24 protein-coding genes and 1 pseudogene are annotated in these 26,416 nt (G+C 44.5%); 18 read left to right on the forward strand and 7 right to left on the reverse strand.

Features of this window, described 5'->3' with window-relative positions; translation table 11 throughout:
• Window positions 1–512: 512 nt before the first annotated feature.
• Complete coding sequence (locus BN1546_RS20055) at window positions 513–1,025, reverse strand: discoidin domain-containing protein (protein WP_240664061.1); 513 nt, start codon at window positions 1,023–1,025, stop codon at window positions 513–515.
• A gap of 273 nt (window positions 1,026–1,298) precedes the next feature.
• Here BN1546_RS20055 and BN1546_RS20060 point away from each other — a divergent pair, with 273 nt between their 5' ends.
• Both BN1546_RS20060 and sigK read left to right on the forward strand, forming a co-directional pair.
• Complete coding sequence (locus BN1546_RS20060; RefSeq protein WP_090738706.1) at window positions 1,299–1,670, forward strand: hypothetical protein; 372 nt, start codon at window positions 1,299–1,301, stop codon at window positions 1,668–1,670.
• 280 nt (window positions 1,671–1,950) lie between these two features.
• Window positions 1,951–2,652 (forward strand): RNA polymerase sporulation sigma factor SigK, encoded by a 702-nt coding sequence (sigK, locus tag BN1546_RS20065; protein WP_025365394.1) that lies wholly within the window; start codon window positions 1,951–1,953, stop codon window positions 2,650–2,652.
• 344 nt (window positions 2,653–2,996) lie between these two features.
• On the opposite strand, the gene BN1546_RS20070 is transcribed toward sigK, so the two are convergent.
• Window positions 2,997–3,971, reverse strand: a complete 975-nt coding sequence (locus BN1546_RS20070) for an alpha/beta hydrolase (RefSeq protein ID WP_031461833.1) — start codon at window positions 3,969–3,971, stop codon at window positions 2,997–2,999.
• Entirely contained in the window at window positions 3,968–4,597 is a 630-nt protein-coding gene (locus tag BN1546_RS20075) for a TetR/AcrR family transcriptional regulator (RefSeq protein ID WP_090738707.1), read from the reverse strand. The genes BN1546_RS20070 and BN1546_RS20075 overlap by 4 nt, the downstream gene beginning before the upstream one ends.
• A 221-nt stretch (window positions 4,598–4,818) precedes the next feature.
• Between BN1546_RS20075 and BN1546_RS20080 the strand changes: the two are divergent.
• Together BN1546_RS20080 and BN1546_RS20085 are read left to right on the forward strand one after the other, a co-directional pair.
• Window positions 4,819–5,034: pseudogene (locus BN1546_RS20080) on the forward strand (sigma factor); the annotation flags it as partial.
• A gap of 166 nt (window positions 5,035–5,200) precedes the next feature.
• A complete protein-coding gene (locus BN1546_RS20085; RefSeq protein WP_090738708.1) occupies window positions 5,201–5,662 on the forward strand; it encodes a 2-thiouracil desulfurase family protein in 462 nt (153 codons plus the stop codon).
• 104 nt (window positions 5,663–5,766) lie between these two features.
• Here the strand turns inward: BN1546_RS20085 and BN1546_RS20090 are convergent, their stop codons facing one another.
• Window positions 5,767–6,516 (reverse strand): YdcF family protein, encoded by a 750-nt coding sequence (locus BN1546_RS20090; protein ID WP_090738709.1) that lies wholly within the window; start codon window positions 6,514–6,516, stop codon window positions 5,767–5,769.
• Window positions 6,517–6,663: 147 nt separating this feature from the next.
• On the opposite strand from BN1546_RS20090, the gene BN1546_RS20095 reads away from it, so the two are divergent.
• From BN1546_RS20095 to BN1546_RS20115, 5 genes are all read left to right on the forward strand, one after another.
• Entirely contained in the window at window positions 6,664–7,551 is an 888-nt protein-coding gene (locus BN1546_RS20095) for a DMT family transporter (RefSeq protein WP_016821655.1), read from the forward strand.
• Window positions 7,552–7,717: 166 nt separating this feature from the next.
• Window positions 7,718–8,494 (forward strand): NAD-dependent epimerase/dehydratase family protein, encoded by a 777-nt coding sequence (locus tag BN1546_RS20100; protein ID WP_025675177.1) that lies wholly within the window; start codon window positions 7,718–7,720, stop codon window positions 8,492–8,494.
• Between the two features lie 233 nt (window positions 8,495–8,727).
• Entirely contained in the window at window positions 8,728–9,720 is a 993-nt protein-coding gene (locus BN1546_RS20105) for an ABC transporter permease (protein WP_090738710.1), read from the forward strand.
• Window positions 9,721–9,738: 18 nt separating this feature from the next.
• Window positions 9,739–10,632, forward strand: a complete 894-nt coding sequence (locus tag BN1546_RS20110) for a carbohydrate ABC transporter permease (protein ID WP_013372217.1) — start codon at window positions 9,739–9,741, stop codon at window positions 10,630–10,632.
• Window positions 10,633–10,743: 111 nt separating this feature from the next.
• Complete coding sequence (locus BN1546_RS20115; protein ID WP_090738711.1) at window positions 10,744–12,285, forward strand: extracellular solute-binding protein; 1,542 nt, start codon at window positions 10,744–10,746, stop codon at window positions 12,283–12,285.
• 72 nt (window positions 12,286–12,357) lie between these two features.
• Here the strand turns inward: BN1546_RS20115 and BN1546_RS20120 are convergent, their stop codons facing one another.
• Together BN1546_RS20120 and BN1546_RS20125 are read right to left on the reverse strand one after the other, a co-directional pair.
• Window positions 12,358–14,619, reverse strand: coding sequence for an AraC family transcriptional regulator (locus tag BN1546_RS20120; RefSeq protein ID WP_090738712.1), 2,262 nt, complete (start codon window positions 14,617–14,619; stop codon window positions 12,358–12,360).
• Between the two features lie 230 nt (window positions 14,620–14,849).
• A complete protein-coding gene (locus BN1546_RS20125) occupies window positions 14,850–15,563 on the reverse strand; it encodes an expansin ExlX (protein WP_040103278.1) in 714 nt (237 codons plus the stop codon).
• A gap of 350 nt (window positions 15,564–15,913) precedes the next feature.
• Between BN1546_RS20125 and BN1546_RS20130 the strand changes: the two genes are divergently transcribed.
• Window positions 15,914–16,630 carry a metal-dependent hydrolase gene (locus BN1546_RS20130; RefSeq protein WP_058710248.1) on the forward strand — a complete coding sequence of 239 codons (717 nt, stop codon included), beginning with the start codon at window positions 15,914–15,916 and terminating at the stop codon, window positions 16,628–16,630.
• 94 nt (window positions 16,631–16,724) lie between these two features.
• Here the strand turns inward: BN1546_RS20130 and BN1546_RS20135 are convergent, their stop codons facing one another.
• Window positions 16,725–17,804, reverse strand: a complete 1,080-nt coding sequence (locus tag BN1546_RS20135) for a M42 family metallopeptidase (protein WP_016324571.1) — start codon at window positions 17,802–17,804, stop codon at window positions 16,725–16,727.
• Window positions 17,805–17,988: 184 nt separating this feature from the next.
• Here BN1546_RS20135 and spoVAC point away from each other — a divergent pair, with 184 nt between their 5' ends.
• The 8 genes from spoVAC to yqeH all read left to right on the forward strand — a co-directional run bounded on the left by spoVAC (window position 17,989) and on the right by yqeH (window position 26,330).
• Entirely contained in the window at window positions 17,989–18,495 is a 507-nt protein-coding gene (spoVAC, locus tag BN1546_RS20140; protein WP_016821646.1) for a stage V sporulation protein AC, read from the forward strand.
• Window positions 18,492–19,514: a stage V sporulation protein AD gene (spoVAD, locus tag BN1546_RS20145; RefSeq protein ID WP_013372210.1), complete on the forward strand. Its 1,023-nt coding sequence runs from the start codon at window positions 18,492–18,494 to the stop codon at window positions 19,512–19,514. Before spoVAC ends, spoVAD begins: the two co-directional genes overlap by 4 nt.
• Window positions 19,511–19,867: a stage V sporulation protein AE gene (gene spoVAE, locus BN1546_RS20150; RefSeq protein ID WP_013372209.1), complete on the forward strand. Its 357-nt coding sequence runs from the start codon at window positions 19,511–19,513 to the stop codon at window positions 19,865–19,867. Before spoVAD ends, spoVAE begins: the two co-directional genes overlap by 4 nt.
• A gap of 216 nt (window positions 19,868–20,083) precedes the next feature.
• Window positions 20,084–21,043 carry an AAA family ATPase gene (locus BN1546_RS20155; RefSeq protein ID WP_025675587.1) on the forward strand — a complete coding sequence of 320 codons (960 nt, stop codon included), beginning with the start codon at window positions 20,084–20,086 and terminating at the stop codon, window positions 21,041–21,043.
• Window positions 21,044–21,046: 3 nt separating this feature from the next.
• The gene (locus BN1546_RS20160; RefSeq protein ID WP_090738713.1) at window positions 21,047–22,294 is read left to right on the forward strand and encodes a DUF58 domain-containing protein; all 1,248 of its coding nucleotides are present in this window, start codon (window positions 21,047–21,049) and stop codon (window positions 22,292–22,294) included.
• On the forward strand, window positions 22,291–24,537 hold the full coding sequence (locus tag BN1546_RS20165) for a transglutaminase domain-containing protein (RefSeq protein ID WP_090738714.1): 2,247 nt from the start codon (window positions 22,291–22,293) through the stop codon (window positions 24,535–24,537). The genes BN1546_RS20160 and BN1546_RS20165 overlap by 4 nt, the downstream gene beginning before the upstream one ends.
• Before the next feature lie 142 nt (window positions 24,538–24,679).
• Entirely contained in the window at window positions 24,680–25,210 is a 531-nt protein-coding gene (locus BN1546_RS20170; RefSeq protein ID WP_013372205.1) for a YqeG family HAD IIIA-type phosphatase, read from the forward strand.
• Complete coding sequence (gene yqeH / locus BN1546_RS20175) at window positions 25,203–26,330, forward strand: ribosome biogenesis GTPase YqeH (protein ID WP_013372204.1); 1,128 nt, start codon at window positions 25,203–25,205, stop codon at window positions 26,328–26,330. Before BN1546_RS20170 ends, yqeH begins: the two co-directional genes overlap by 8 nt.
• Window positions 26,331–26,416 lie beyond the last annotated feature (86 nt).

Below are 26,416 nucleotides of genomic sequence, written 5' to 3' on the forward strand. Positions count from 1 at the left end.
GGCTATTTTCGGTGGGATAATACGATAGAAATTCATATCGGAAAGGTTAAATCACCAATGGAGTTTCAGCGTCGGATTAGAAACACAATCAAATATGCTCGTGAAAAAGGATATCTTATTGAATACACTTCCGGCATATTGACGCAGGTATGAGTTACGGTAATACATGAGACGAATTTGGCTATACTTTTTTTGGTATATGTCTGAGACTTTTTTAGCCGGGCAGATCGCATACAGTTTAATCAAACGGATGTTGTGTCGCTGTTGCGGTTCAGGTAGAACCAGTAGCTAAAAGGAATCTACTGGTTCTCATTTCTCTTCACAGTTATAGAATGACGAGTGATCATATTAGGGTGTGATTATGTTATTGTTGGAGGATAAGTCTCAGTTATAAAGCAAGAAAGTATCACTTATAACTAGAAATTTTAGGAATGTAAGAATAACTTTTGTCTCAAGTATAGCCATTACTCATAGGGGCGTTGTCCAGCCCCCTTTTTGTATTTTGTACTGGCTTATTCCGTAATAGCGGGATTTATATTGGACGCTCTGTAGGCAGGAACGCCATTGATTAGCGCGGTTCTTAGTTGAATGTATCGGATACCATAATAGGTGGTTGTATTATTCAATTCAGAGGAAAGTACAGCTATTTTATAATATGAAAAAGGAATTTCATTACTAAACTGATAGGTTATTTTTGCAGTGCTTGGTACAGCCTCGACTTGTCCTAACCTATACCAGTTTTCTCCGTCACTCGAGCCATGAAACGAAAACGAAAGTATAAAAGCGCGAGAAGGTGGCTGGGCTAAGAGGATATCATTGATCGTTTTTCCCGTATCTAATTTGAAGATGATTTCCCCACCTTTACCACTTAAGCTGCTCTCCCAATAGAGATTATTATCGATCAAAACATTTTTCGGAAAAGTATTTTTGGTATCTCCATTCGTTGAAACGTTATCTTCAGCTATAACGACAGGTTCCATGGAAAACGAATAACTATCTGGATTTTGTTTGTATGAAACTCTCAATGAATGTATTCCTTAATTAAAAAAAGGCATAATCATAAATGAGTGGCCAAGCATTATAATAGCAACTAGTTATTTCATGAACTATACTAGCAATGGACGGGATAAGAACCTACATAATTAAAAATTCAAACGATATAAGAGGAAATAAGAAAAGGGTGCTATTTTCGGGTCTTTAACAAGCTCATTCTAAAGGCTGGCTAATTTATATCGAAAAAGATTGAGAGAAACAATATAAATAACTATTTTAGGTGCGAGAAGGAGAATGTATAGAATATGAAAATATACACTTATTATTTGGCAAATGGCGTATTCCCTTTGGATTGGGAAGTTTGTTTTAGCACTGTTGAGGAATACAAGACCCAGTTATTTGAGAAGTATACCGCTTCCCAAGAGTCCAATGATTTTGTAATAGGTGGATTTCATGTGCTTACCGATAAAATAGATGCAATTCTGAATTATGCTTTAGAGGATTTTCGAAAAGAATCTCCTTATAATTATGAGTTGCGTTGTCCCGCTATGATCTTCCCGTTGCCAAGAGGCGATGAGAGTAATGGTGCTGAGTTTGCTATTATTTTAAAACGAGATGAGGATGGAGATACGATAGTCTATTCCCCACTTCCATTGTCATATTTAGAAAAAAGTTAATACTCTACTGAAAGAAAATGGGGAAATCAAGTGATGAATAATGTAAAGCTATCCCGTGTTTCCCTCTGGCTATAGGAGTGCGTTGATTTGTGTCGAAGAGATCTCTAAGTTTCAAATTAAGTATTGGAGATTGCTCCAGAAAGATATCCGGCAAATTGTTACGGAGCAGTTTTCGGAGTACAGGCACGGATGGGCACCTGCCTACATACAATAAACAGACCGTAAGCCCGGTAAGTAACAAAGGCCGGTAAGTTCGCAACTACCTCAGGAGGTGTCATCCGTGCCCGGACTATTTAGTGCTATCGCTCTGTTCATCAAGGAATTGACGCTACTCGTTTCCTACGTGAAAAACAACGCCTTTCCGCAGCCATTGACTGAGAAAGAGGAAGCTCGACACCTAAAGCTGTTTGCCGAAGGCAACGCACATTCCCGTAACACACTTATTGAACATAACCTAAGGCTGGTGGCCCATATTGTAAAAAAATTCGATAACACCGGCGAAGATTTGGAGGATCTTATATCCATCGGCACCATTGGACTGATCAAAGCTATTGAAAGCTTTCAGACCGGAAAAGGAACAAAACTGGCAACATTTGCAGCCCGTTGTATAGAAAATGAGATTCTGATGCATTTAAGGTCCCTGAAAAAGACACGCAAAGACGTATCTCTCCACGATCCTATAGGGACTGACAAGGAAGGCAACGAGATTACTTTAATTGATATCCTTGGTTCCGAGGCGGACGATATTGTAGATAAGGTACAGCTCAAAATCGAGAAGAGCAAAATCTATCGCAATCTGGATATTTTAGATGACCGTGAAAAAGAAGTGGTGATTGGCCGATTTGGTCTGGAAGCTGGAGGAGAAGAACGAACACAGAGGGAAATTGCACGAGAACTGGGAATTTCACGCTCGTATGTGTCACGAATTGAAAAGCGCGCGCTGATGAAGTTGTACCATGAATTTTACAAGCAGAAGGGATAATGGATAAGGAGATATTTGAAGCCGCGTTGCTCTTGTAGAGAACGCGTTGTTTTCTAGTTCATTTATTCAATTCCGAGTCTTTATTCAAATGATCTCCAAAAAGGATCTTCTCGTGACCAGCAAACAGCATACACTTGTCTTTTGTCTTTATCAACATGCTCTGTACTCGTACTACCGTTTTTTTTCGCTTAAATAATAGCTATTTTGCTATGTATTTTCATTTAAAACGCAAATAAAAGCCTGTAGTGGTTTTCTGCACTACAGGCTAAAAATGCTTGATATTATTGGGTATTTTTACTTCGTCAGGACAAGCTTTTTCGCTAGTCGGCTCTCTTGGATTGAATTTATTTTCCTACATACTCATCCAAAAAGCGATCTACTCTTTTGAAATATTCAGTGGGGTAATGGTTGATGGCATCGATGTGCTCCGTATTTTGCGGGTACCATACTTCTGCTTTTGGGTTATCTTTTAAGGACTCGTAAATAATTTCTGTATTTTTATAACTGATTTGCTGATCTCCAGTACCATGAATGAGCATAACTGGCTTGTCTTGCATCTTTTTTACCGCATTCATAGGAGATATGGAATCAAGATCAACCTTAAAGACCCAATTTGCCATCCATGTCGATGTATAACTGAATGGAAATGCAGGTAGACCTGAAAAGTAGGGCAAACCCTCTCTCAGAAATAGACCAGCATTACGAAAAGGACTATCCGCAATTACGGCTTTGATGTCATCACTTTCACTTGCGGCTAGCAGAGAAGTAGCAGCACCCATTGAAAAGCCGATAACTCCAATGTTATCACCCGTATGGTCTCTGGATTTTAAGTAGCTTACAGCTCCTAGCAAATCGTATTTTTCATTGAGGCCCAGTGTAATCAAGTCACCATCGGATTTACCTTGCGAGCTGAGGTCAAATGCCAATACATTGTAGCCTTTCGGAACGAAATGCTCTACTAACTTTTGGGTCCGCCCTTTGACTAAACGATTGCTCGTATATCCATGGACGACAACAATCGTCTTATCACTTGGTTTACCAGAAAGACCACTTGCAGGAAAGAATGTACCTCTAATCGTATTATCATTTTTCAAACTCTTGAACTCGATCTCTTCGTAGGGTGTTTTATCGATATTCAATTCGTAGCTGACATTAGTGTCTCTAGGATGGTGCAACAAGGTGTCTACTACTTTATAAGATATAAAAAATACAAGAGCCATTACAAGCAGAAGCACGATTCCTAGGCTCCATAAAATTTTCTTCCGTTTTTTCACACGAACGTTAAATGTCAGATCGGGTTGTAATGATGTTTGACTCATTCAGACTCCTCCGGTTTTTCTTTAGGTTGTATGGGTGCGAACAAATAAAAGGCATGCTCCTTCAGATTTTCCCACTCCGGATGCTGAATAATACTTTCTCCAAGAGTTAAGCCCACTCCATTTAAGAAAGAGATATAGGCACGAGAGATCATTGCTGGAGAAAAGCATTTGTTGAATTCTCCCATTAACTGTCCCTTGGCATAGATGCATTCGATCGCATCTGTCATTACCTTTACACTTTCAAGGACCTTCTGTGTAAGTTCAGGGAATCTTATTCGTTGTCCTAAGACAGATTGAACAAGCCGCAATTCATTTATATAGGAGTAGATATGGTTGAATTGTTCTGCCACCATGCTCTTAATCAATACGCCTGGTGTCCCTTCTTTTTTTAGACAAGCAAGCGATTTCACCTGAATATCAGCAAGCGGCTCAAGGACTGCGGCGTAGAATAAAGCTTCTTTGCTAGGAAAATATTGAAAAATGGTTCCAGGAGTCACTCCCACACTCTGCGCAATGATAGCCATTGTGGTATTAGAATATCCACTTTCTGCGAACAGGACAACAGCTTCTTCTAGGATACGTTTACGCCGCTCCAGTCTTTTTTCTTCATTGATGGGTCTTGCCAAATGTATTCCCCTTTCTTTAAACTAAACTTTCATTAATTAAATGATTGATTATTTAATTAATAATATATCTAAAATTATGACTTATAGCAAGAGTGAATTTATTTTACTTACGAGCAGGATGAACCTCAACATATAAAAATAAGCCGGAGTGCTACCCAATATGCGCCTCAGGCTTGTTTTTATCAGATTATTTTGGATGAGTTAAACGTTCCGCCTTCCTTAAATTCGATAACACCGGCGAAGATTTGAAGGATCTTATATCCATCGGTACCATCGGACTGATCTAGGTCATTAAAAGCTTTCAGAATGGGAAAGGCACCAAGTTAGCAATATTTGCAGCTCGTTGTATAGAAAATGAGATCCTGATGCATTTGCAATCTCTGAAAAAAACACGCAAAGACGTATCACTCCATGATCCTATAGGGACTGAAAGGAAGGCAACGAGATTTGAATACAGGATTATGATTATGAATCAGCTGGACGAATATCCTGACGGAGCGCGGACGTAGTGGCGAGTCTAAATTTTCGCACGATGACTCTTTGAGAAAATTTGTTTATACTTTAATTACTTAATATGAAAGCAATGAATATGAGGTGGGACTAGTGATTCTGGTAAGTTCATGTTTGGCAGGCCTAAAGGTTCGATATAACGGGACGGATAGCCTGCATGTACATATTCAGAAGTTGGTAGAGGAAAAAAAGGCAATGACGATCTGCCCTGAGCTACTTGGGGGCTTTATGACGCCGAGAGAGCCTGCTGAGATTGTTGGAGGGACAGGGGAGGATGTGCTGAGTGGCACAGCTAAGGTGATCGAGTTTTCAGGCAATGATGTCAGTGATATTTACATTAGAGGTGCGTACGAAGCTCTGCATATAGCCAGAGAGGTTAACGCGTCACTTATTGTTTTAAAAGAAAATAGTCCATCCTGTGGGTCGGCAGCGATCTATAATGGGGCATTCGAAAACCGTAAAATCGCAGGCAACGGGGTAACCTCGGCTTTGTTAAAAAGGGAAGGCTTTAAAGTTATTTCAGAAGAACAAATATCGGAAATTTTCTTGCATTAGAATATGTAATGGTAGATCAAGCGTCTTGATCGCTTACTAGCTTATAAACTGTGGGCGCAAGACGCTTGTTTGTGCTGTGTCCGTTTTACACCTGTGTATCAACATTATTTAAGCTTTAATGCCAAAATTCCCAAATATTCTTTGAGGGCTGTCCCGGTTGTAGATATGGCCCCAGCAGACGGTGAGAGCTTGGCAGCATACAGTGACAATTTTTCACTTGCCAGATAGTCGGTTGGATAAGCTGTAGTTTGCATACCTGCGCGCTGAAATTCCAGTGCAGCACGTGGCATATGGAATGCGGAGGTCACCAGAATAGGTTTTGTGAGCTGGTGCTGTTTTAGGATTTTGGAGGTATATACGGCATTTTGCTGTGTATTCAAGGAACGATTTTCGATGAAGATATCCTTTGCCGGAATACCGAGTCCTAATAGCTGCCTCTGCGCAATATTCGCTTCATTACCACTGTCTCCAAACACTTGTCCACCGGAAAAAAGAATAGGTAGACCTGTTGCTTCATACAGTCTGGCCGCAGTGAGCAGTCGGTTGGCTGCAGAACCTAGCAGATTACCTTGCCCGTTGATGTCGGGAGTTCCCTCTGTAGCTCCGCCCCCAAGTACGACAATAACATCGCCTTGAACAGTACGGGGCTGCGGGTACTGCTTTTCCAGACTACGGATTAACAAATCTCCAGCCAAATTAGTCGATGAAACATACAGCAGCAATGTAACAAGGAGCAGTACGACAGCAGGTTTACGCGCCCGTTTCCATAGCCAGATTACAAGCCCTGCCATCACGAGGATAAACAAACCGGGAGGAAGCACGAAGCTGTATAGAAATTTGATGAAATAAATCAAGTGCTGATAACCTCCTATCCTTATAAGCTTTATCTATTGGATACATTGTAACATAGGCAAATGACTGGATTCCTCTGTTGATAAAGTTATGCTGTAGGCGTAATATATAAAGTCTAGTGATTTTTTTCATAGAGGAGCGAGTGCATCATGGGAGAGTTAACGACAGCCAAGCGGATAATGATGATCGCGCTACTGGTCGTATTGTGGGGCATTTCTTGGCCCATCTATAAAGTTGCACTGGAATTCACGCCTCCCCTTTTGTTTGCAGGACTACGCACACTGTTGGGTGGCCTGCTATTGGGAGCGATTTTAGCACCGAGATGGAATCGCATTCGCTGGAAAGAAAATTGGCGGGTGTATGCTATTTCAGGTATTTTTAACGTAGTTCTGTTTTATGGCTTGCAAACCGTGGGGCTCATGTACGTTCCATCAGGTCTGTTCTCTGTGCTGGTATATCTTCAGCCTGTGCTGGTTGGCATTTTTGCATGGATGTGGCTGGGGGAAGCAATGTCCAAGCTCAAAGTGATTGGATTGATCATTGGATTTCTGGGCGTGGCAGCTGTCAGTATCGGAGGCTTTTCAGGACATGTGGCTATTGCAGGTGTAATTATTGCCATTATTACAGCGGTGAGCTGGGCGTTAGGAACCGTGTATGTGAAAAAGGTTAACAAGCGTGTGGATTCGTTGTGGCTGGTCGCATTTCAATGTACACTTGGAGGCATCGTGTTGACAGGAGCTGGATCGGTAACGGAAAGCTGGTCAGACATCGTATGGAATGTTCCATATGTGTCAGGACTGGTGTTCGGGACTGTGCTGGGAATTTCACTATCCTGGCTGCTGTATTTCACGCTGGTCAATTCGGGGGATGCCAGTAAGGTCGCTTCCTATACGTTTTTGGTGCCTGTGATTTCAGTATTTGTCAGTTCTATGCTGCTTCACGAATCGATTACGGCTTTTCTGCTAATCGGTCTGGTATTAATCGGCTTTAGCATTTATCTGGTTAATCGCAGAGTGAGGGTAGTACGGCAAGCTTGAAATTAATATCTTAAAAAAAGCAACAAGTAAGGACTCTGCTCAGGTAGCAGGGTCCTTTTTTATAGGTGACAGAATGCAGTGAATGACGGTACAAGGTTCCCTCTCTAGGTAGTTGGTTAAGCTATGGATGACGGCACACTGTCAAAGAAGAAGGGAGATGCGGACGATGGCACGGAAATTGTTGATTACAGGAGCGGCGGGCACAATTGGGAAAGTACTCTATGAAGGGCTAAAAGCGGAAGGAAGATATAAAATAACCGCCGCAGATGTAAGGAGGGATGAAGAAGCAGGGATTGTCGAACTGGATATACATGATGCTGCAAGATTGGCTGAGCTTACACACGGAGTGGATACGGTACTACATTTTGCATGGATTAAGGATGAAGGGGACTTTCTCGGCAAAGTGCTGTCTGGCAATGTAAGCGGAGCTTATAAGCTGTATGAAGCTGCGGTTAAAAATGGGGTAAAACGCATTATTTTTGCCAGTTCCAATCATGCCACGGGGTTTTATAGAGTAGGCGAAACCATAGATGTAGAAGATCCCTACCGACCAGATAGTTTTTATGGATTGAGTAAGTGCTACATTGAACTGCTAGGACGGCTATATGCCGATCAGGGCAAAATATCTTCAATTAATATCCGCATCGGTAATTTTCCTGGGGATGATCGACCGCATTCGGAGCGCGCTGCTCATATTTGGATCTCTGAGCGCGATATGATCCATCTGACCGTCTGCTGTATCGAGGCCCCTTCAGAGATGAATTATCTTAATTTGTATGGGACATCAGCCAATACGGATAATTATTATGATATTGGCTACTTGGAAGAACGAATCGGATATAAGCCGCAGGATAATGCTGCTGAGTTGCTGGAGCAGGCCAAGAAAATTGGATTTCATGTGAAACAAGATGAAACCACTTTTCAGGGTGGACAAAAGGAATAGAGCAGATTGTCCAAATGTGCTTTATAATAGGCTTAAGGCGTCGATCAGGCGCCTCTTATTACACAAAACTTCACAAATATCCGAATTGTTCACTCCTCTAGACACTCCTTTGTTCATGAAGCATGAGAGGCTTCACTTTTCATTTTGAATGCGCTTACATAATATATAGTTATACGGCGGCGATGCTACAAACCTTGCAGTCGGTAATGTATATAGAGGGGGAGTGACTCACATTGAATCAGCCTATGCCCAAAAATTCTGCAATGCTTACGACGGATTCCCGCTTGAACGGTAGGCTGGGAACAGGTAGGAAACACGGTTTCTTCTATGAACTGATCCGCAATCGAATATTATTTCTGATGTTGTTGCCCACTTTAATCTTTTTCTTCATAAATTCATACATTCCTATGGTCGGCATCTATTATGCATTTACCCAGTTCGACTTCAATACCAGCCTTTTTGAGGCCCAGTTCGTCGGACTCCAGAATTTTCGCTTTCTATGGCAATCCGGCACGCTGACAAAATTGACATTGAATACGGTTGGATACAACGCGGCTTTTATCTTACTCGGCAACGTGTTAGCGATTGTCCTTGCCATTTTACTGAATGAGTTGCGAGGTCGCTACTTTAAAAAGATCACTCAATCTGTGATGTTTCTTCCATATTTTGTTTCTTTCGTTATTCTAAGTGTCATCGTGTATAACATATTTAATTATGATAATGGTTTTCTGAACACGCTGCTGCTGCAATTCGGCGGTGAACGCGTGGATGTGTATAACAAACCATGGGTGTGGATTTTCTTGATTATCCTGTTCTATTTGTGGAAAAATCTCGGCTACAGTATGGTAATCTACCTAGCAGCGATTACAGGGATCAGTGACGAATATTATGAGGCAGCTAAAATAGACGGAGCTAACATTTTTCAACGAATCTGGTACATTACCGTTCCTATGCTCAAGTCAACATTCGTTGTGCTGTTGTTATTTGCGCTGGGTAGTATTATGAAAGGACAATTTGATCTATTCTATCAGTTAATTGGTAATAACGGAGTGCTGTACAATACGACAGATATTTTGGACACTTATGTGTATCGTTCCTTGAAAGTGACTTTTGATGTGGGTATGGCTTCGGCGGCAGGCGTGTACCAATCCTTGTTCGGATTTGTACTGATCATGACCGTGAACTATATCATCCGCAAGCTGAACGACGAATATGCCTTATTCTAGAAAGGAGGACCGAAACGGATGGCGATCAAAGAGGATGTATACACTCGGATTTTTAAAGTCATTTCTTATGTGGTTATCATTGTGGCATCCATTGCTTGTTTACTCCCGTTCCTACTTATTATCTCGGCTTCACTAACCAGTAATGAATCGATTATCAGGGATGGTTATCACTTTATTCCACAGCAATTCTCGCTGGAAGGATACCGGACGGTGTTCACCTTTCCTGAAGAGGTGTTAAGGGCGTACGGGGTGACGATTTTTACCACGGTTGTAGGCACGACATTGGGCCTGTTCCTGATGACGATGGCCGGATATGTGCTGGCGCGTAAAGATTTTAAATACCGCAATGCGTTTTCATTCTATATTTACTTTACGACGTTGTTCGGAGGCGGCTTGGTACCTTGGTACATTATGCTGACGAAGTATTTAGGGCTGCTAGATACGTACACAGTGTTGATTTTCCCAGGATTAATGACTCCATTTCTGATCATTTTGATGAAAAACTTCATTCGTTCCTCCATGCCGGAAGAGCTGTTCGAGTCTGCTAAAATTGATGGTGCGGGTGATTTTAAAATATATTATCGAATTGTACTGCCTTTATCTACACCGGGTATTGCCACTGTGGGGCTGTTTCTGGCCTTGGCTTACTGGAATGACTGGTTCTCATCCTCACTCTTTATTAATGACCCGCACAAATACCAGTTGCAGTATTATCTGTATAATGTAATTAACTCCATGCAATTTATTGCTCAAATGGGTGCGGGTACCGGCGTGTCCCTTTCCAACGATATGCCGACAGAGTCGACCAAAATGGCAATGGCGATCGTGGTTACGGGTCCCATTTTACTACTGTATCCGTTCATTCAGCGTTACTTTGTCAAGGGATTGACCATTGGTGCGGTAAAAGGATAAAGCGGTACTATAGAGCTGCGATGGCATGACGTGCTGACGGCGTGCCATCCAAGCAGCACTTTTTGTAAGCGTTTTATTAAAACGGACTACCATTTCAAAGGGAGGATTCACATGACATTCACAAAGAAAAAAAAACAACGCATGTCCATCCTGATTGCAGTAATGGTCATCATGGCGCTCTTAGCTGGATGTGGAGGCGGTAGCGGAAACAGCGCACAAAAAGCAAATGGAGAGGATGATAAATCCCAAAAAGTACAGCTGCAATTTTATATGCTGGGTGATGCTCCTAAGGATCTGCCTACCATTGAGGCAGAGATCAATAAGTTGGCAGAAAAAGATCTGAATGCCACCGTCAAATTTAACTATACGACGTGGACCGACTGGGATCAAAAATATAAGCTGTTATTGTCTTCGGGTCAGCCTATTGACCTCATCTTCACAGCAGATTGGACGCAGTATCAGGCCTATGCCAAGAAGGGCGCATTCCTGCCGTTAGACGATCTGCTGCCTAAGGCCGCACCTGCCTTGCAAAAATTTGTACCTCAGGATATGTGGGATGGGGTTAAAATCGGAGGCAAAATTTATACTGTACCTGGCACGTATAAAGAATATGTCACAAACGGTTTTGTATGGCGTGAGGATTTACGCGAAAAGTACAATTTGCCTAAACCGACTGATATCAAAAGTTACGAGGCTTATATGGATGGGATACGTCAGCATGAGCCAAATATGAAAACCGTATCTCTGAACAGCGATATCAAGGGAAATCTGCATGATCGATATACCGAATTAGTAACGAAGAGTGTGGGGGCTTTACCTTATGGCATTGGTATCAAATATGAAAAACCAACAGAGGTATATAAGTATTGGGGCTCAGATGAACAAAAAGAAGAGCTGAATACTTACAAACGCTGGGCTGATAAAGGATTCATTCCTAAAAACGTATTAAACGTAAAAGATACGCTTCAGGATCAAGTCACTTCTGGTAAAGCAGCGAGTATTTTCGGCGACAACCCAACCCGGTTTAATGACATGGTCATTAAGCTCAAAGCATCCCACCCGGACTGGAAGCTTGAGTACTATCCATTCCCGCTGACAACGGGCTATGCCACTCCGGTACATCCGATTCATAATGGCTTTGCAATTCCAAAAAGCAGCCCGAACCCAGCCCGCGCATTGGCCTTTTATGAGAAGCTGGTGACAGACAAACGCTATAACCTGCTTACGCAATATGGTATCGAAGGCAAAAACTACGAAGTTAAAGATGGTTACTATCAAATGATAGGTAGCGGTAGTACGAATGGATTTTCACGGGAAGGTATGAACAGCTGGGCTTGGCGTAACCCGGAATACATGCTGTTTGATTCAGGTTTTGACCGTGTGAAGAAGATTTTTGCTGAGCTGGATAAAATCCAGAAGCCTGACCTGTTTACCGGCTTTGCAGAGGACTATACGACCTACCAAGCAGAGAAAGCGGCCTTGGAACAGGTTGAGAAGCAATACCTGTACCCGCTCCAAGCTGGACTGATCGACAACGTTGATCAAGGTCTTGAGACCTTCATGCAAAAGGCGAACCAAGCTGGCTTAGAGAAAATTCAAACCGAATATACAAAACAATGGAAAGCCTATGTGAAGGAGAAGGGGATAAAGTAAAACATAAGAGCAGTGATACAAAGCAGAAAAGCAAGTCTCCAGAAAATTGGAGGCTTGCTTTTTTGATGTCGCCTATTGCGCATTCGCTTTAGAACGGCGAAAATCTGTGGGCGTCACGCCCAAGCTACGTTTGAACATACGGTGGAAATAAGAGCTACTCGCAAACCCGGTTTGTTCTGCCACGTCAGCCACTGACCAGTCGGTCTGTTCCAGCAGCTCGCAGGCCTTGCGAATACGGAGCTGCTGGATGACGTCTACGATGGTGGACATGGTTTGTTGCTTATAAAGCCTGCTGACATAGATTGGCGACATATCCAGCTCTTCCGCAATCTGATTGAGACAGAAATTAGGATCTGTATAGGCCTGTTCCATTCGCTCATTGATCTGTTGCACCAAGCGTTCTTGCTTCGTATTTCGTTTTTCCGCTAGACTGGAGCGAATCTGATCAAAGACTAATTGGTAATGATCAATAAGATCCTCGGCGGTCTCTAATCGATCTGCGGATGGTAATTCAGGTTTAGATTCGATAGCAAATCCATTGAGTTCACTTATATGCCGAACGGCATTATTCACACTCATGATGAGCCGGGATATTGCCACCCGAACAGAGGAAAACGGATATTTCTCCATATGCATCAACAGATCTTTGAACATCCGGTGCGCATCCTCCGTATGACCAGATAGCAGCGTATCCAGCAATTTTTTTTCTTTATCCGATGGATACACATAAGTATTTTGGACATCTTCATCTGTAGTGTTTCGTGCATTAATAATACAGCCATGACCCTGAAAAAAACGGTGCATAGATGCGTTCTCTACCTGGCGGTACAGCAGATGTAGCCGTTCTGGTTGACTGGTAATCGCGCTGTAGGTTAGTGATACACTCAGCTTCAAATATTCAAAACAAGCTTCACGTATTTGGCGTAATAGGGTCTCCAGTAGTACCGTGTCTGTATGTTCGGCGGGGTCTAGAATATTGAGCATCAGCAGGACGCTATCCTCATCCATATCAACGGTTTCCACCCGGTATGTCTGCCCGCATATTTCGGAAGCGATATTCATGATTGCAAACTTGTAGGGTAGCAGATCAGGTCCACGCTCGCTTTGCCATCGGGCATATTCATCTATGCGCAGGAGTACAAGGCGATAGTCTTTGTCGAACTGGAACGTAATCCCAAGCTCGCGCAGTCGTTCCGGTTCTTCACCAGCAGGAAGATTTCGGATTCCCCTAATCACATTCCGCAAAATGTTTTGCCGGATCGTATACATACTGTTGCGTTTTTCCGATTCCAGTGAATTCATATGCACAACAATTTGGCCAATAGGCGTATACAACATTTTGGACAGTAGCCAGGAAGCCACAAATCCTGCCATTCCGATGATGGCTGCGATCAGTACCATGGCATTACGAATAACACTCGCCATTTTGATAACGCTTTCATATGGTGTGACACTAATATACTGCCAACCTAGTCCATCCGGGGAAGTATAGGAAATCAGTGATCTTTTACCATGAAATTCTTCTACAAAATAGCCTGTTTCCTGTTTTTTGACTCTGGTATGCAGCCATAGCTGTTCTTTTTCGTTCAAAGCTTCGTCTGTCAACGTCGTCCCAGATAACAGTCTGCCTTGATCGTCTAAAATATAAGCGGTCCCGCCTGAGATGGGGCTCGCCGCCATTTCCTTGTTCATCCAGGCCGCCGATACATTCACAATCACTGCCGAATTTATCGCTTCGTTCGAGTTGATTGCGTCATAACATAAATACGTATAGGCTGCGATGTCTGGGCTTGCTTGCTCTAGGCCAGCTCCCGAGTCTGAGGCAGACAGCAACGGATACGTACGTGGGATAGGCATAAAGGGTTTGTAGTCCTGATAATGATCGAGCACGCGAATGATATCTGTATCAGCCAGTTCATGTTTGCTGAATAACCCGTTTTGCCCTTGTGATGACGCAATGTAGAAAGTGTCACTTTTAGGGTTATACACATAAATGGATTCAATATACGGCATGGAGTTAAGATAATTATTTAATTCGGTCATGGCAGCGGTTACATCATATACATTGGGTTTGGGATAATACAACAGCTTGGATAGGGTACTGCTGCGGTACATTTGGAATGCCAACGATTGAGCAATAGATGTCATGTTGATGACCTCTTTGCTTCTCAACGTCAAGCTATTGTGATTGGCTTCGAACGCCTGCTCCTTTTCCACGCGGATATAGTAGAAATAATATACAGTGGTGGATACCAGCAATGTTAGTGTTATACATAACGTAATGCTGACCAGCAATTTGCTGTGTAGCTTATGATGCTTTTTGAAATTGCTCATATGAACAGGCCTCCTGTCTGTGTGCACGTAGCTGTAAAGTACACCCTATTTATGTATTCATTATACGTATGATCTTATGAACAGGACAGTGAACAAACCGATTCTTTGTGAAAAATAATGATTTTTCCGTAAAAAGACCGAGAACACGTATACGCAAACTGGATTGCGTCGGTTCCCGGTCGGTTTTATTGGTTCAAATGAAAAGAAGCAAAGATGAGGCGGCACTTCAATCAGTCTGGAAATTGAACATTACCTTTAACGATATAGGCTTGGCCTGTGCCATTTTCGGCTAGAGCTGGGATGGTATCGTTCAGTACGACACCGCGAATGTCCGTAATCCGTATTTTCAGAGGCTGTTTTCCTAAGTTAGTACCCAGAAAGTGGTTGTAATCCTGTTTTTCGAGATTGAGCCATTGTCCGTTTTGTTGGACTTCCATTTTTAAGACCGGATATTTATGATTGCGTACTTGAATGGCTGCCCACCATTGGCTACTGCCTTCTTTAATGCGGTAAGAGACATTGCCGCTAACCGGAGCTTTGACAACTTTCCATGAAATATTGATTTTTCCATCCTTTTGATTGCCGATCAGGTTGAAGGCATTCGGAGATAGATCAAGTGCGCCACTCGGACCCTCAGGATATAAATCTGTTACATAGACGGTCGTTTTTCCTTTGGGGCCTTGAACTTCCAGATAAGCTCCAGCTAATGCGGCTTTGATTCCGTTATAATTCAGTTGTGTGGGGTTAAGCGCTGTAATTTTGGCATCAGAAGGGATAGGGTCAAGCAGTAATGCTCCTCCAGAGTAACCTGATCCTGTATATGTGGCGTACCCGGTGTATGTATCATTCCAAGCAGCTGAAGCGGGCAGGGCGAACAATACGACACTTAGCAACGATGTCAGACCGATAGTTTTGAACTTTCGAAACAGAGATTTTTCTCGCATAATCATTTCCTCCTTGTTCATTTAATAGATTTATATAGTAAATATAAACACTATATTACCTAATATTCCAAATTGTACAATAGGACTTTGAGGCAAAAAGAAAATGTTGGAAATATTTGTCGACCTACCTATAGGCCATATGGGGTGTTTTTTAAGAAATGGCTATACAGATAAAAAATAAGGAGAGAGTTAAGTAATGGGGGCGAAACTAGGACTTTTGGATGAAGTCTTTTAAATAGAATAAGCGAACTATTGTTCTCGTTTTGATTGTCGTATACAATCGAATCATGCTGATTCAAATAGAGTGATGTCGACTCTGTGTATGCTGCAACGAAAGGATGTTATGCATCATGATGGGAAGAGCCCATTTAATTATTGGAACCGGGGTCTCCCTGTCGGTATTAGCCTTAAGTGGATACGAAGTGACTCCGGCTGCCGTGGCAGCCGCTGTGGTTGGTTCATTGCTACCGGATATTGACGAGCCTAACTCCATGCTTGTTAGCCGTGCGTTACCGAACAAAATGCTTAGACTCGTACAGCTTCTAATGATTGGGGCTGCGGGTTGGGTGTTTTTCACCCGTTTGGCTCCGCCGCCCTGGAATCTTGTTTTGGCTTTGCTGATGATCAGCGCTTCTTTTATGCCTTCACGGTCTATGCGTAAAGTTATCATTTTTCTAATTGGTATCGGCCTAGCCTGGTATGGGGAATCATATGCACCGTGGAATTATATCGCCGGGTGTCTGCTGATCATATGTACGCTTGTTCCGCACCGAGGATTGACGCACACGGTGTATGGCACAGTAGCATGGACCGCGTTGCTTTATGGTACGACACGTTTGCATGGCGATAGCATATGGCTGGCTGGAGGGATAGCGTACTTACTGCATTTATTGGCAGATTCCTTGACGAATAACGGGATTAAGCCTTTGCCACCATTCAAATGGAAGCTACGATTTAGATTAATGAGTACCGGAACCCGGAAGGGAACAAAGGTAGAAAATATCTGTATTACTTTAACAGCTGTACTTGTAGTGATTGCTTTACTTCGGTACAAACATTTAATTTGAAATCTTCTATTTTTTCTTCTATTAAAAAAACAGTCAAGTACACGTTGTATGTGTCTTGACTGTTTTTTTATAGCTTCCTATTCTCTGTTACTTCTTAAGCTCGTTCAATAATGGTATTCAGTGTTGTGCGATCCAGATTTTGAACCAGCTTAATGATCAGTTCCTTGGCCGCATCATAATCATCAGTATGAATAATGGACGAGGAAGTATGGATGTACCGTCCACATATGCCGATGACGGTGGATGGCACACCAATTCCGCTCAAGTGCACTTGACCAGCATCCGTTCCCCCAGTGGAGATAAAATATTGGTACTTGATTTTGTGGGTATCCGCCATATCTTGCACATACTCCACAATCCCGCGGTGTGTAATCATACCTGGATCAAATACCCGCAACAGTGCTCCTTTACCAAGCTGTCCGTATGCATTCGGATCTCCACCCATATCGTTGGCAGCACTGCAATCCAGTGCGAAGAAAATATCCGGCTGAATCAGATTGGCAGCTGTGCGCGCACCGCGCAGTCCCACTTCCTCCTGCACAGTAGCTCCTGCATACAATGTATTGGGAAGCTGGTCCTTTTCCTTATGTAATGCCTCCAACAGCTCAAGCGCCAGGCCTACACCATATCGATTGTCCCATGCTTTAGCCATGATTTTTTTGGGATTCGCAAGTGGAGTGAAGTCACAGATCGGGGCAATAGCCGTTCCGGGTACAATCCCCAGATCTTGCGCCTCCTGTCTGCTGTCTACGCCGATATCCAGGTACATATGCTTGATGTCCATCGGCTTGCTGCGTTGCGCTTCATCAAGCAAATGTGGTGAGACAGATCCAACTACACCAATGATTGGGCCATTTGGGGTCAATACTTGAAGACGTTGTGACATGATGGCTTGGCTCCACCAGCCTCCAACCGGCTGAAAACGAATCATTCCATTTTCCGTAATGCCATTCACAATAAAACCAACTTCATCCAGATGTCCTGCGACCATTACACGTGGTCCACTTTCTTGCCCGCGTAGCACACCAAAAAGACTGCCCAAACGGTCCTGCACGATTTCATCCGTATAACCGGATATTCGTTCTTTAACCCATGCCCGCAGCTCTCGCTCATGTCCAGGAATAGAAGGGAACTCTGTTAAGGTTTTAAACAATTCCAATGTTTTTGCTTCCATGATGTATACCTCACTCCTTATTAATTAACCAGTGGTCGTCATGTATTCAGTATGAATGGATTTGTACGGAATGTCCACGATATCATTTTCCTGACATAACATTTCCCCTAAAAGCTCATAATGTTAAGGAGCCAAGCAATCTGAACCGCCAAGCGCGGAACTTACGAATAAGGGGTGGTGAATGATGCCAGCTAAGTCAGGACAGCGCGGTTTTCGTACCAATTCGTCGCCGTTGTCCATAAATGAGAAAGACTATCAAAGTGTTTCCCAAAAGCATGAACCTTCCAGAAAAGTATTTGCCAATTGTGTGCGTGCTTTCCTGGTTGGAGGCGTCATCTGTGTGATTGGGCAGGCGATCCAGGAAGCCTTTATGGCAGGTATGCATATTCCCGCCAAAGAGGCTGCGGCACCGACTGCATCCATGATGATCTTGTTGTCTGTTATATTAACTTGCATCGGGGTCTACGATAAGATTGCCCAATGGGCAGGAGCGGGAACCGCTGTACCGATTACAGGTTTTGCGAACTCAATGTGTTCAGCTGCATTGGAGTATCGTTCCGAGGGATTGGTACTTGGAGTGGGCGCAAATATGTTCAAGCTGGCAGGCTCAGTTGTCGTATTCGGTGTTGTGGCCGCATTTATCGTAGGCGTTATATACGCGATCCTCGGTGTGGGGGGCAACCACTTATGAGAAGACAGGGAGGACAAACCTGGAAGTTTGAGTCGAGACCGCGCATCATTGGTAGTGCAACTGTTGTAGGCCCGGATGAAGGAGAGGGGCCGTTGTCCACAGATTTCGATTATATTTATGACAATATCGAAATAAACGAGAAAACATGGGAAAAGGCGGAACGAAGATTAATTGAGCATTCTACAGAGCTTGCGTTAATTAATTCCAATTTAAACAAAGAGGAAGTGCAATTTTTCATCAGTGGTGATCTGATGAATCAGATTGTCAGCAGCTCATTTTCGGCTAGCAAGCTGGCTATTCCCTATTTAGGCGTTTTTGGAGCCTGCTCAACGTCGATGGAAAGCTTGGCTTTAGCAGCACTTATTGTGGATTCAGAGGCGGGCGACTACGTGATGGCGGGTACAACCAGCCATAACTGTACCGTGGAAAAGCAATTCCGCTATCCTAATGAATATGGAGCACAGAAGCCCCCCACAGCCCAGTATACTGTTACCGGTTCCGGTGCGGCCATTGTGGGACATGCGAAGTCAGGGACGGTGGTGGATTGTGCTACCATTGGGCGTGTAATGGATATGGGCATTAAAGATCCCTTTAATATGGGCGGAGCCATGGCTCCAGCGGCGGCGGACACGCTTTTGTCTCATTTTCGAGATACAGGCAGGGACCCAGGCTACTATGATCTTATTGTAACAGGGGATTTAGCCTCTGTAGGGCTGCCGATTGCCAAAGAGCTGCTCAAAAAAGATGGATTCGATATGAATCAAACGGAATTTAATGATTGCGGTTTACTGATTTACGACATCAATAAGCAAAAGAAGGTCATTGCAGGTGGAAGTGGTTGTGGATGCTCGGCTGTTGTAACCTATGGGCATCTGTTAAAGCGGATCGAAAAGGGAGAACTACAAAAGGTGCTGGTCGTGGCGACCGGGGCGTTATTATCTCCTTTGACTACACAGCAGGGTGAAAGCATTCCTTGTGTTGCACATGCTGTAGCTTTTGAAGCGGGAGGAAAAGTATGATATTTCTATGGGCTTTTTTAGTAGGCGGTGCCATTTGTGTCGTGGGTCAGTTGATGATGGATGTTATCAAAATGACTCCGGCACACACAATGAGTACGTTGGTGGTAGCAGGTGCAATTGCGGACGCTGTCGGAATATATGATCCGCTTATCAAATTTGCCGGAGCGGGTGCGACGATTCCAATTACCAGCTTTGGTAACTCACTCGTACACGGTGCATTAACCGAATTGGAAAAGGACGGATGGCTTGGTGTCATTACAGGGATCTTTAGTCTGACCAGTGCAGGGATTTCCTCAGCGATTATTTTCTCTTTTCTGGCATGCTTGTTTGTTCGTCCAAAAGGAAGCATATAAAAGCAGGGTGCTTTAAATAGGACAAAAGTAAAATAAACTGTATACAATCAACCCTTCGGATTTGATAGCCGAAGGGTTTTTGACTGTTTCGAAAAACATGTACGTGCAAGAGAAGATGGAGCTTGAATAATATGGGCAGGGAGTTAAGTGTACTCTATGTCCACCTTCATGTACAATAATAGGAAACATGTTGCTATCTAGGAGGTTTACAGAGTTATGCCCGTGCGTCAAGAATCTGTGCAGATTGTATCTGCAATACGTTCTAATCTGGAATCATGCATATTAGGGAAATCCTTTGAAATAAAATTACTGCTTACGGCTATGCTGGCCGGTGGACACATTCTGATCGAGGACGTTCCGGGTACGGGGAAAACGCAAATGATCAAGGCTCTTGCTAAATCCATGCGTGGTGATTATCGCCGCGTTCAATGTAATCCTGATATTCTACCGAGCGATATTACAGGGGTATCTATATTTCATCCACGGGACGAGCGTTTTTATTTCCGTCCGGGTCCAGTTATGACTAACATTTTACTGGCAGATGAAATTAACCGGGCGACGACGAAAACCCAGTCAGCTCTGCTGGAGGTTATGGAAGAACGAAGTGTGACGGTGGATGGGGACACTCATATGTTGCCTCATCCTTTTATGCTGTGTGCCACTCAAAATCCAATTGATTTTGAAGGTACTTATATGCTGCCGGAAGCACAATTAGATCGTTTTATGCTCAAAATCAGCTTGGGCTATCCTGATTTGGAGACGGAGCGAAACATGCTACTTCATCATCAGACGGGCCAGCCAGCAGACCGTCTGGAGGCTGTAGCGCATATGGAACAGATTGCTGACATCCAGCAGGAAATCAGAGATATCTATATGGATGAAGCGGTGACGTCCTATTTACTCGATATTGTGCGTGCGACGAGAGAACATCCATCCGTATTGCTGGGAGCTAGTCCACGCGCCGCACTTGCTTTTGTAATGGCTGCCAAGGCATACGCTTTTCAGGATAACCGTGACTATGTGCTGCCTGATGATGTGAAGGCGCTGGCACCTTATGTGCTGACGCACCGTTTGCTGCTTCGTCCCGAAGCACGCCTCGATAGCTCCAACGCCCAGTCCGTGCTGCAGTCCGTTCTCCGACAGGTTCATGTACCCGTACGAATGGAGCGTTCTTAGGGAATGAACATGGTCAAAAGGAAGCGCAGGCTTCCCCGGCTATCAGGTCGCATCTGGCTTATGTTGCTTATATGGGTGGTGTGCCTGCTTTATTTGTTGTTTCAGGGTGGCAAAACATCGGTCATGCTGTTGTCAATGGTTACGCTGTTAATCGTTTATCTGTGGATGGTTGGTCTGAGTGGAGTTCGTCGCGTTCAGGGCCATCGGCAGCTTTCGCAAGGCTCGGAGTTCGGGGAACTACTGCATGCGGGAGATCAGGTACACGTAAAGCTCAGTCTGAGCATTCCGGGCTTTCTTCCGTTACCCTATGTCATTGTTCGCGAGGTGCTCAAGCGGCATACGGGGGAATCCTGGTCGTTTGAAGACAGTGTCATCCCCAGTATGAAAGGGGGCGGGCAGCTTACATTTCAAACCCCTGCTTTAGAACGAGGAAGCTACTATTTTGAGGAAACCGAATGTGTGAGCGAGGACATCTTTGGCCTGTTGGAGCACAAGGGCAGGTTGAATGCACGTGGTGAATTTCGGGTGCTCCCCCGAACGGTATTTATCCCCTACTGGCAGATCAATGATCGCCGTTCAAGGATGTCTGGACCGCAGACCGTTCAAACTCGAACGCGTCGTGAAACGACACAAATCAACGGCGTGCGGGATTATGTATATGGAGATCGGTTTTCACGCATCCATTGGAATGCGACGGCTCGTACAGGTAATTGGAAATCCAAGGAATTTGAGCATGAGACGGTTCCCAAAACGATGTTTGTGCTCGACGTACAAACAAAGCATTATGTAAACGCCGATCAGTTTGAGCTAGCTGTATCTTCTACCGCTTCATTGCTGGAATATGGTGGACGGGAGCGGATGGGGGTCGGACTGTGTACAGCTGGAGAGAAGGGGACTGTTTTTCAGCCAAGTGAGCAGACGATGGAACGACAACGAATGATGCATCACTTGGTAGACATTCACACTACTTCGCAAGGTAGCTTGATGACCGCTGTAGAGAGCTGTGTGCGCCAGTTTCCGCAAGGTTGCTATTTTATACTGATTAGTCCACTGAAGGATCATCAGGCGCTGGAGCTTCTTCGTTGGGCTGATACGCGGGGGATGACCCCGTGCCACGTCTATATCGGGGAAGGCTCTGCCGAGGGAGAAGCTGAAAAGTGGATGAGCATGCTTCGTGCAAGGGGAATTAAGGGCTACGTTGTTGAGAGCCTCGAAGAGCTCCCGGCTGTAATGGGGGGAGGGACACAATGAAAACCTGGTTACAATCGTTAAAGAGCTCCTGGGCCCTCGCCTTTACTTTCTTGTGGATTATTATTATTGCCATGCAATGGGTGTCTTTTGCTTCCGAATTGTGGCTGGAAGAGACAAGAGCACTTGTACTGACGACCATTACAATGCTGGCGCTGGTGAAGATTTTACTACCATTCCGTCCATGGATTGAATTTGTCGTTAAGGCGGTAACGCTGTTTTTTATTTTGTATCGGACATTAGTGTCTTACTCCATCATTATCCCCTTCGGTGGGGTAGCCAATCGTCTGGATCAATTTATATCTAACATGTCTCCTTATGTTTGGTTTTCACTCATTGCTTGGTTAGTTATTGAAATGGTGCCGCTCATCGTTACAACGAAGCAGCGGATTCTAGTTTTTGTGGGCATCAATATCGCAGCTCTGGCGGTGCTTGATTCCTTCACACCAACTGTGCTGTGGGAGGAGGTTGCCTGGATCGTCTTTGCTGGTATGGGATGGCTAGTGACACAGCATTTGCAGTATTTTCGTCAGCATTATCCTCAAGGATGGAAGCATATTCGGCGTTATCCGTATAAAATTGCGGCCAATATTGCTGTCATTTTTGCGCTTATTATTATGGCGGGTGTGAATATGCCCGAGGTGCAGCCTGCTTTGACGGACCCCTATACAGCGTGGACCCAGCGTATCAGCTCAACCACCGCCGGAACCACCAATGGCTCTGGGGCGCTGAATCAGCGCATGAACACTGCATCGGGTTATAGTCGCCAGGATAATCGGTTGGGTGGAGGTTTTAATTTTGATTATTCGCCCGTCATGACCATCACAACTAATCAGCGAAGCTATTGGCGGGGAGAAACAAAACGAATCTATTCCGGTACAGGCTGGAGTGACGGTGGGAACGAAGATCTAACGCCAAATGAGGTGCCGATGACCGCTGAGCTTGAAAACACACAAGAAACGCGGCATTCTACTGAACAAGTCGTACAGACCGTTACAATGCAAAATGATCAGAGCTATCCCGTTCTGTTTGGCGCCTATTCGGTGCATCGTGTTCAATCGGTGGATAGAGATTCACGGGCAAACGGGTTGCGTTGGAATCCGGAACAGGCAGAGCTGCTTTGGAATCCATCCTCTCGAAGAACTGCTTATCCTAAAACGTATACCTTGGTATCGCATGTTCCTGTAATCCCTGAGAAAGAACTGCGTACAAAAAGTTTTAATGAGTTGTACGGAAAAAGCAAACAGGAAGCCTATTTGCAAATTCCAGACGAATTGCCGCAGCGGGTTCGTGATTTGGCTCGGAACGTAACGTCAACGGCCAAAACGCCGTATGAAAAAGTCGGATTGCTACAGCAGTATTTACAGCAAAATTATGCCTATACGAATAATCCGGATCTTTCGCGGAAAAGAAGCAGGGATTTCGTGGATGCCTTTCTGTTTGAGATTCGGGAGGGCTACTGCGATTATTATTCCACTTCATTAGTCATGATGGCTCGCTCCGTTGGGGTTCCAGCTCGTTGGGTCAAAGGGTATGCACCTGGCCAGCAGACATTTTCCGATGATGCGACAACGGGCGATGGTGACGAAAGTATGTCCTCTTACTCTGTGACAAATGCGGATGCTCACTCCTGGGCAGAAGTCTATTTAGGAGAATATGGCTGGGTTCCTGTAGAAGCTACGCCTGGCTTTGATATGCCGTTGCTTACGGAGCAGGAGGATTCAAACACTCCAGACGCCCCAGAGGTCAAAGATCAGCCAGAACCAGAGCAGCCTGAGCAGGCCCCGCAGATGGATCCAGGGGAAGGATTTAAGATTCATCCTGTAATCATAGGCTCTGCTGTTGCCATTCTTCTGCTGTGGGTAGCTTATATCATCTGGCGTAATCGGGCAGACATTCACTTTTACCTGCTGCGTTTACGGACAGGTAAGCCGCTGACCCCGGATGAAAAGGTGGTCGTCGAAACTGAACACTGGTTACGGTACATGCGAAGGAAAGGCTTTGTCCGTGCCAGCCATGAGACACTGAGGGAATCAGTCGATAGATGGTCACAAGAAGCACCGGAACGCGCTGCGATTTTACATCAGTTGCTAGGACGCTTTGAACAAGCGCGTTATAGTCCTTCGTCGGTAACCGCGGAGGATTGGCGTAGTGTTCGCCAGCAAGCCTCCCTATTGCAGAAGGGACCCTGGATGAAACGATGGGCTGGACGAAGAGCAAAGCCTGATCAGAAGGATGAAGGCTAGTCTGTTTTTACTGGGTTTGATGCCGCAATTTTTAATCTTAATCAATATGTTTAGTAAAAAGCTGTCCGTTTGTTGCGGATAGCTTTTTACTAAGCCATAGTAATATGGTATAGTTTGTCGTATGAAACTGAGGTGACCGACGTTGTTTGAAATGCTGATGCCCAAATTACGGGTGAATACCGTCTTTGATATTGATCTTGAAGGCTTGTATGCTCAAGGATATCGCGGCATTATTACGGATCTAGATAACACGCTGGTTGGTGCAAAAGCGCCGAACGCAACTCCCGAGCTGGTGGCCTGGTTTGAAAAGGTCAAACAGGCGGGTTTTAAGCTTGTCATCGTGTCTAATAACAATATGGACCGTGTATCCGTGTTTGCTACGCCTTTGGACATTGAATTTATACATGCCGCCCGGAAGCCATCCAACTCGTCCTTTCGTAGAGCCATTCGTATGATGGGGCTTACTCCGGAAGAGACTATTATGGTCGGGGATCAAATGTTGACGGACGTGTTGGGAGGCAACCGAATGGGATTGCATACCGTTCTGGTACTACCTATATCCATTCATGATGAAGGAGTCATGACCCGATTTAATCGACGGTTGGAGCGAATCGCGCTCACAAGGTTACGTAAGAAAGGCTTATGGCTTGAGGAGGAAAAGAAGAATGACTGAAAGACCTGACGGCGGAACTGCCGTCAAATGTAGTGGTTGCGGTATCGTCATGCAGACCACTGGCCCGGACCTTCCGGGATATATTCCGGAAAAATTATTAACTCGCGAACCAGTCATCTGTCAGCGTTGCTTCCGGATCAAAAACTATAATGAAACGTCTTCGGTGACGGTAGATCAAGATGAATTTTTGAAGCTGCTTAGTCAGATTGGGGACAAGGATGCGCTCGTCATCCACATTGTAGATATTTTTGACTTTGAAGGTAGCTTGATTTCCGGTCTACAGCGTTTTGTAGGCTCGAATCCGGTTGTACTGGCAGTTAATAAGACCGATTTGTTGCCTAAGGTGACAAACTGGAACAAGGTACGTAACTGGGTACAAAAGCAAGCGAAGGAGCAAGGGCTACGCACGGAAGAAATCGTACTGTGCTCAGCTAAAAAAAATCAGGGCTTTGACCGTCTGCTGGATGTGGTATCTGAACTGCGTGGTAACCGCGATGTATATGTGGTCGGAGCCACAAATGTGGGTAAATCCACGCTCATTAACCGCTTGATTCGTGATTACAGCGATATGGAGCAGGAACTCACAACATCCCGTTACCCAGGAACTACACTCGATATGGTGAATATTCCGCTCGACGACGGCAAGCACATTATTGATACTCCGGGTATTGTGTACCCTTGGCGGTTCAGTGAAATCGTCTCCCGCCAGGACTTGAGCGCAATTATGCCGGACAAGCCGCTGAAGCCTGCTGCATATCAGCTTGATGCCGGACAAACATTGTTTTTCGGCGGTATGGCCCGATTTGATTTTGTAGATGGTCAGCACCAATCATTTACCTGCTACATTAACGGTGGTCTTAAAATACATCGTACGAAGCTGGAGCGAGCTGATCAGTTGTTCGCTGATCATGCCGGGGAGTTATTGTCTCCGCCAACACGCGATCAATTGGCAGAGATGCCGGAATGGACCAGACATGAGTTCCGTGTTCCACGCAAATCTCCATCGGACATCTATATATCCGGTTTGGGATGGATTAGGGTAAATAGCGAGAACGGAGCTCTGGTAGCGGTTCATGCTCCTCGGGGAGTCCGTGTGCTTTTGCGGCCTGCGTTGATTTAACAATGCTGTAACCAAGTGATAGGGCGGCAAGGAACACAACCTGGTTCCTGCCGCCATTCATGTATTTGAGCGGCCTAATATTTTGT

Origin of the sequence: Paenibacillus sp. Mc5Re-14 (assembly GCF_001049835.1) — a bacterium.
GTDB lineage: Bacteria > Bacillota > Bacilli > Paenibacillales > Paenibacillaceae > Paenibacillus > Paenibacillus polymyxa_C.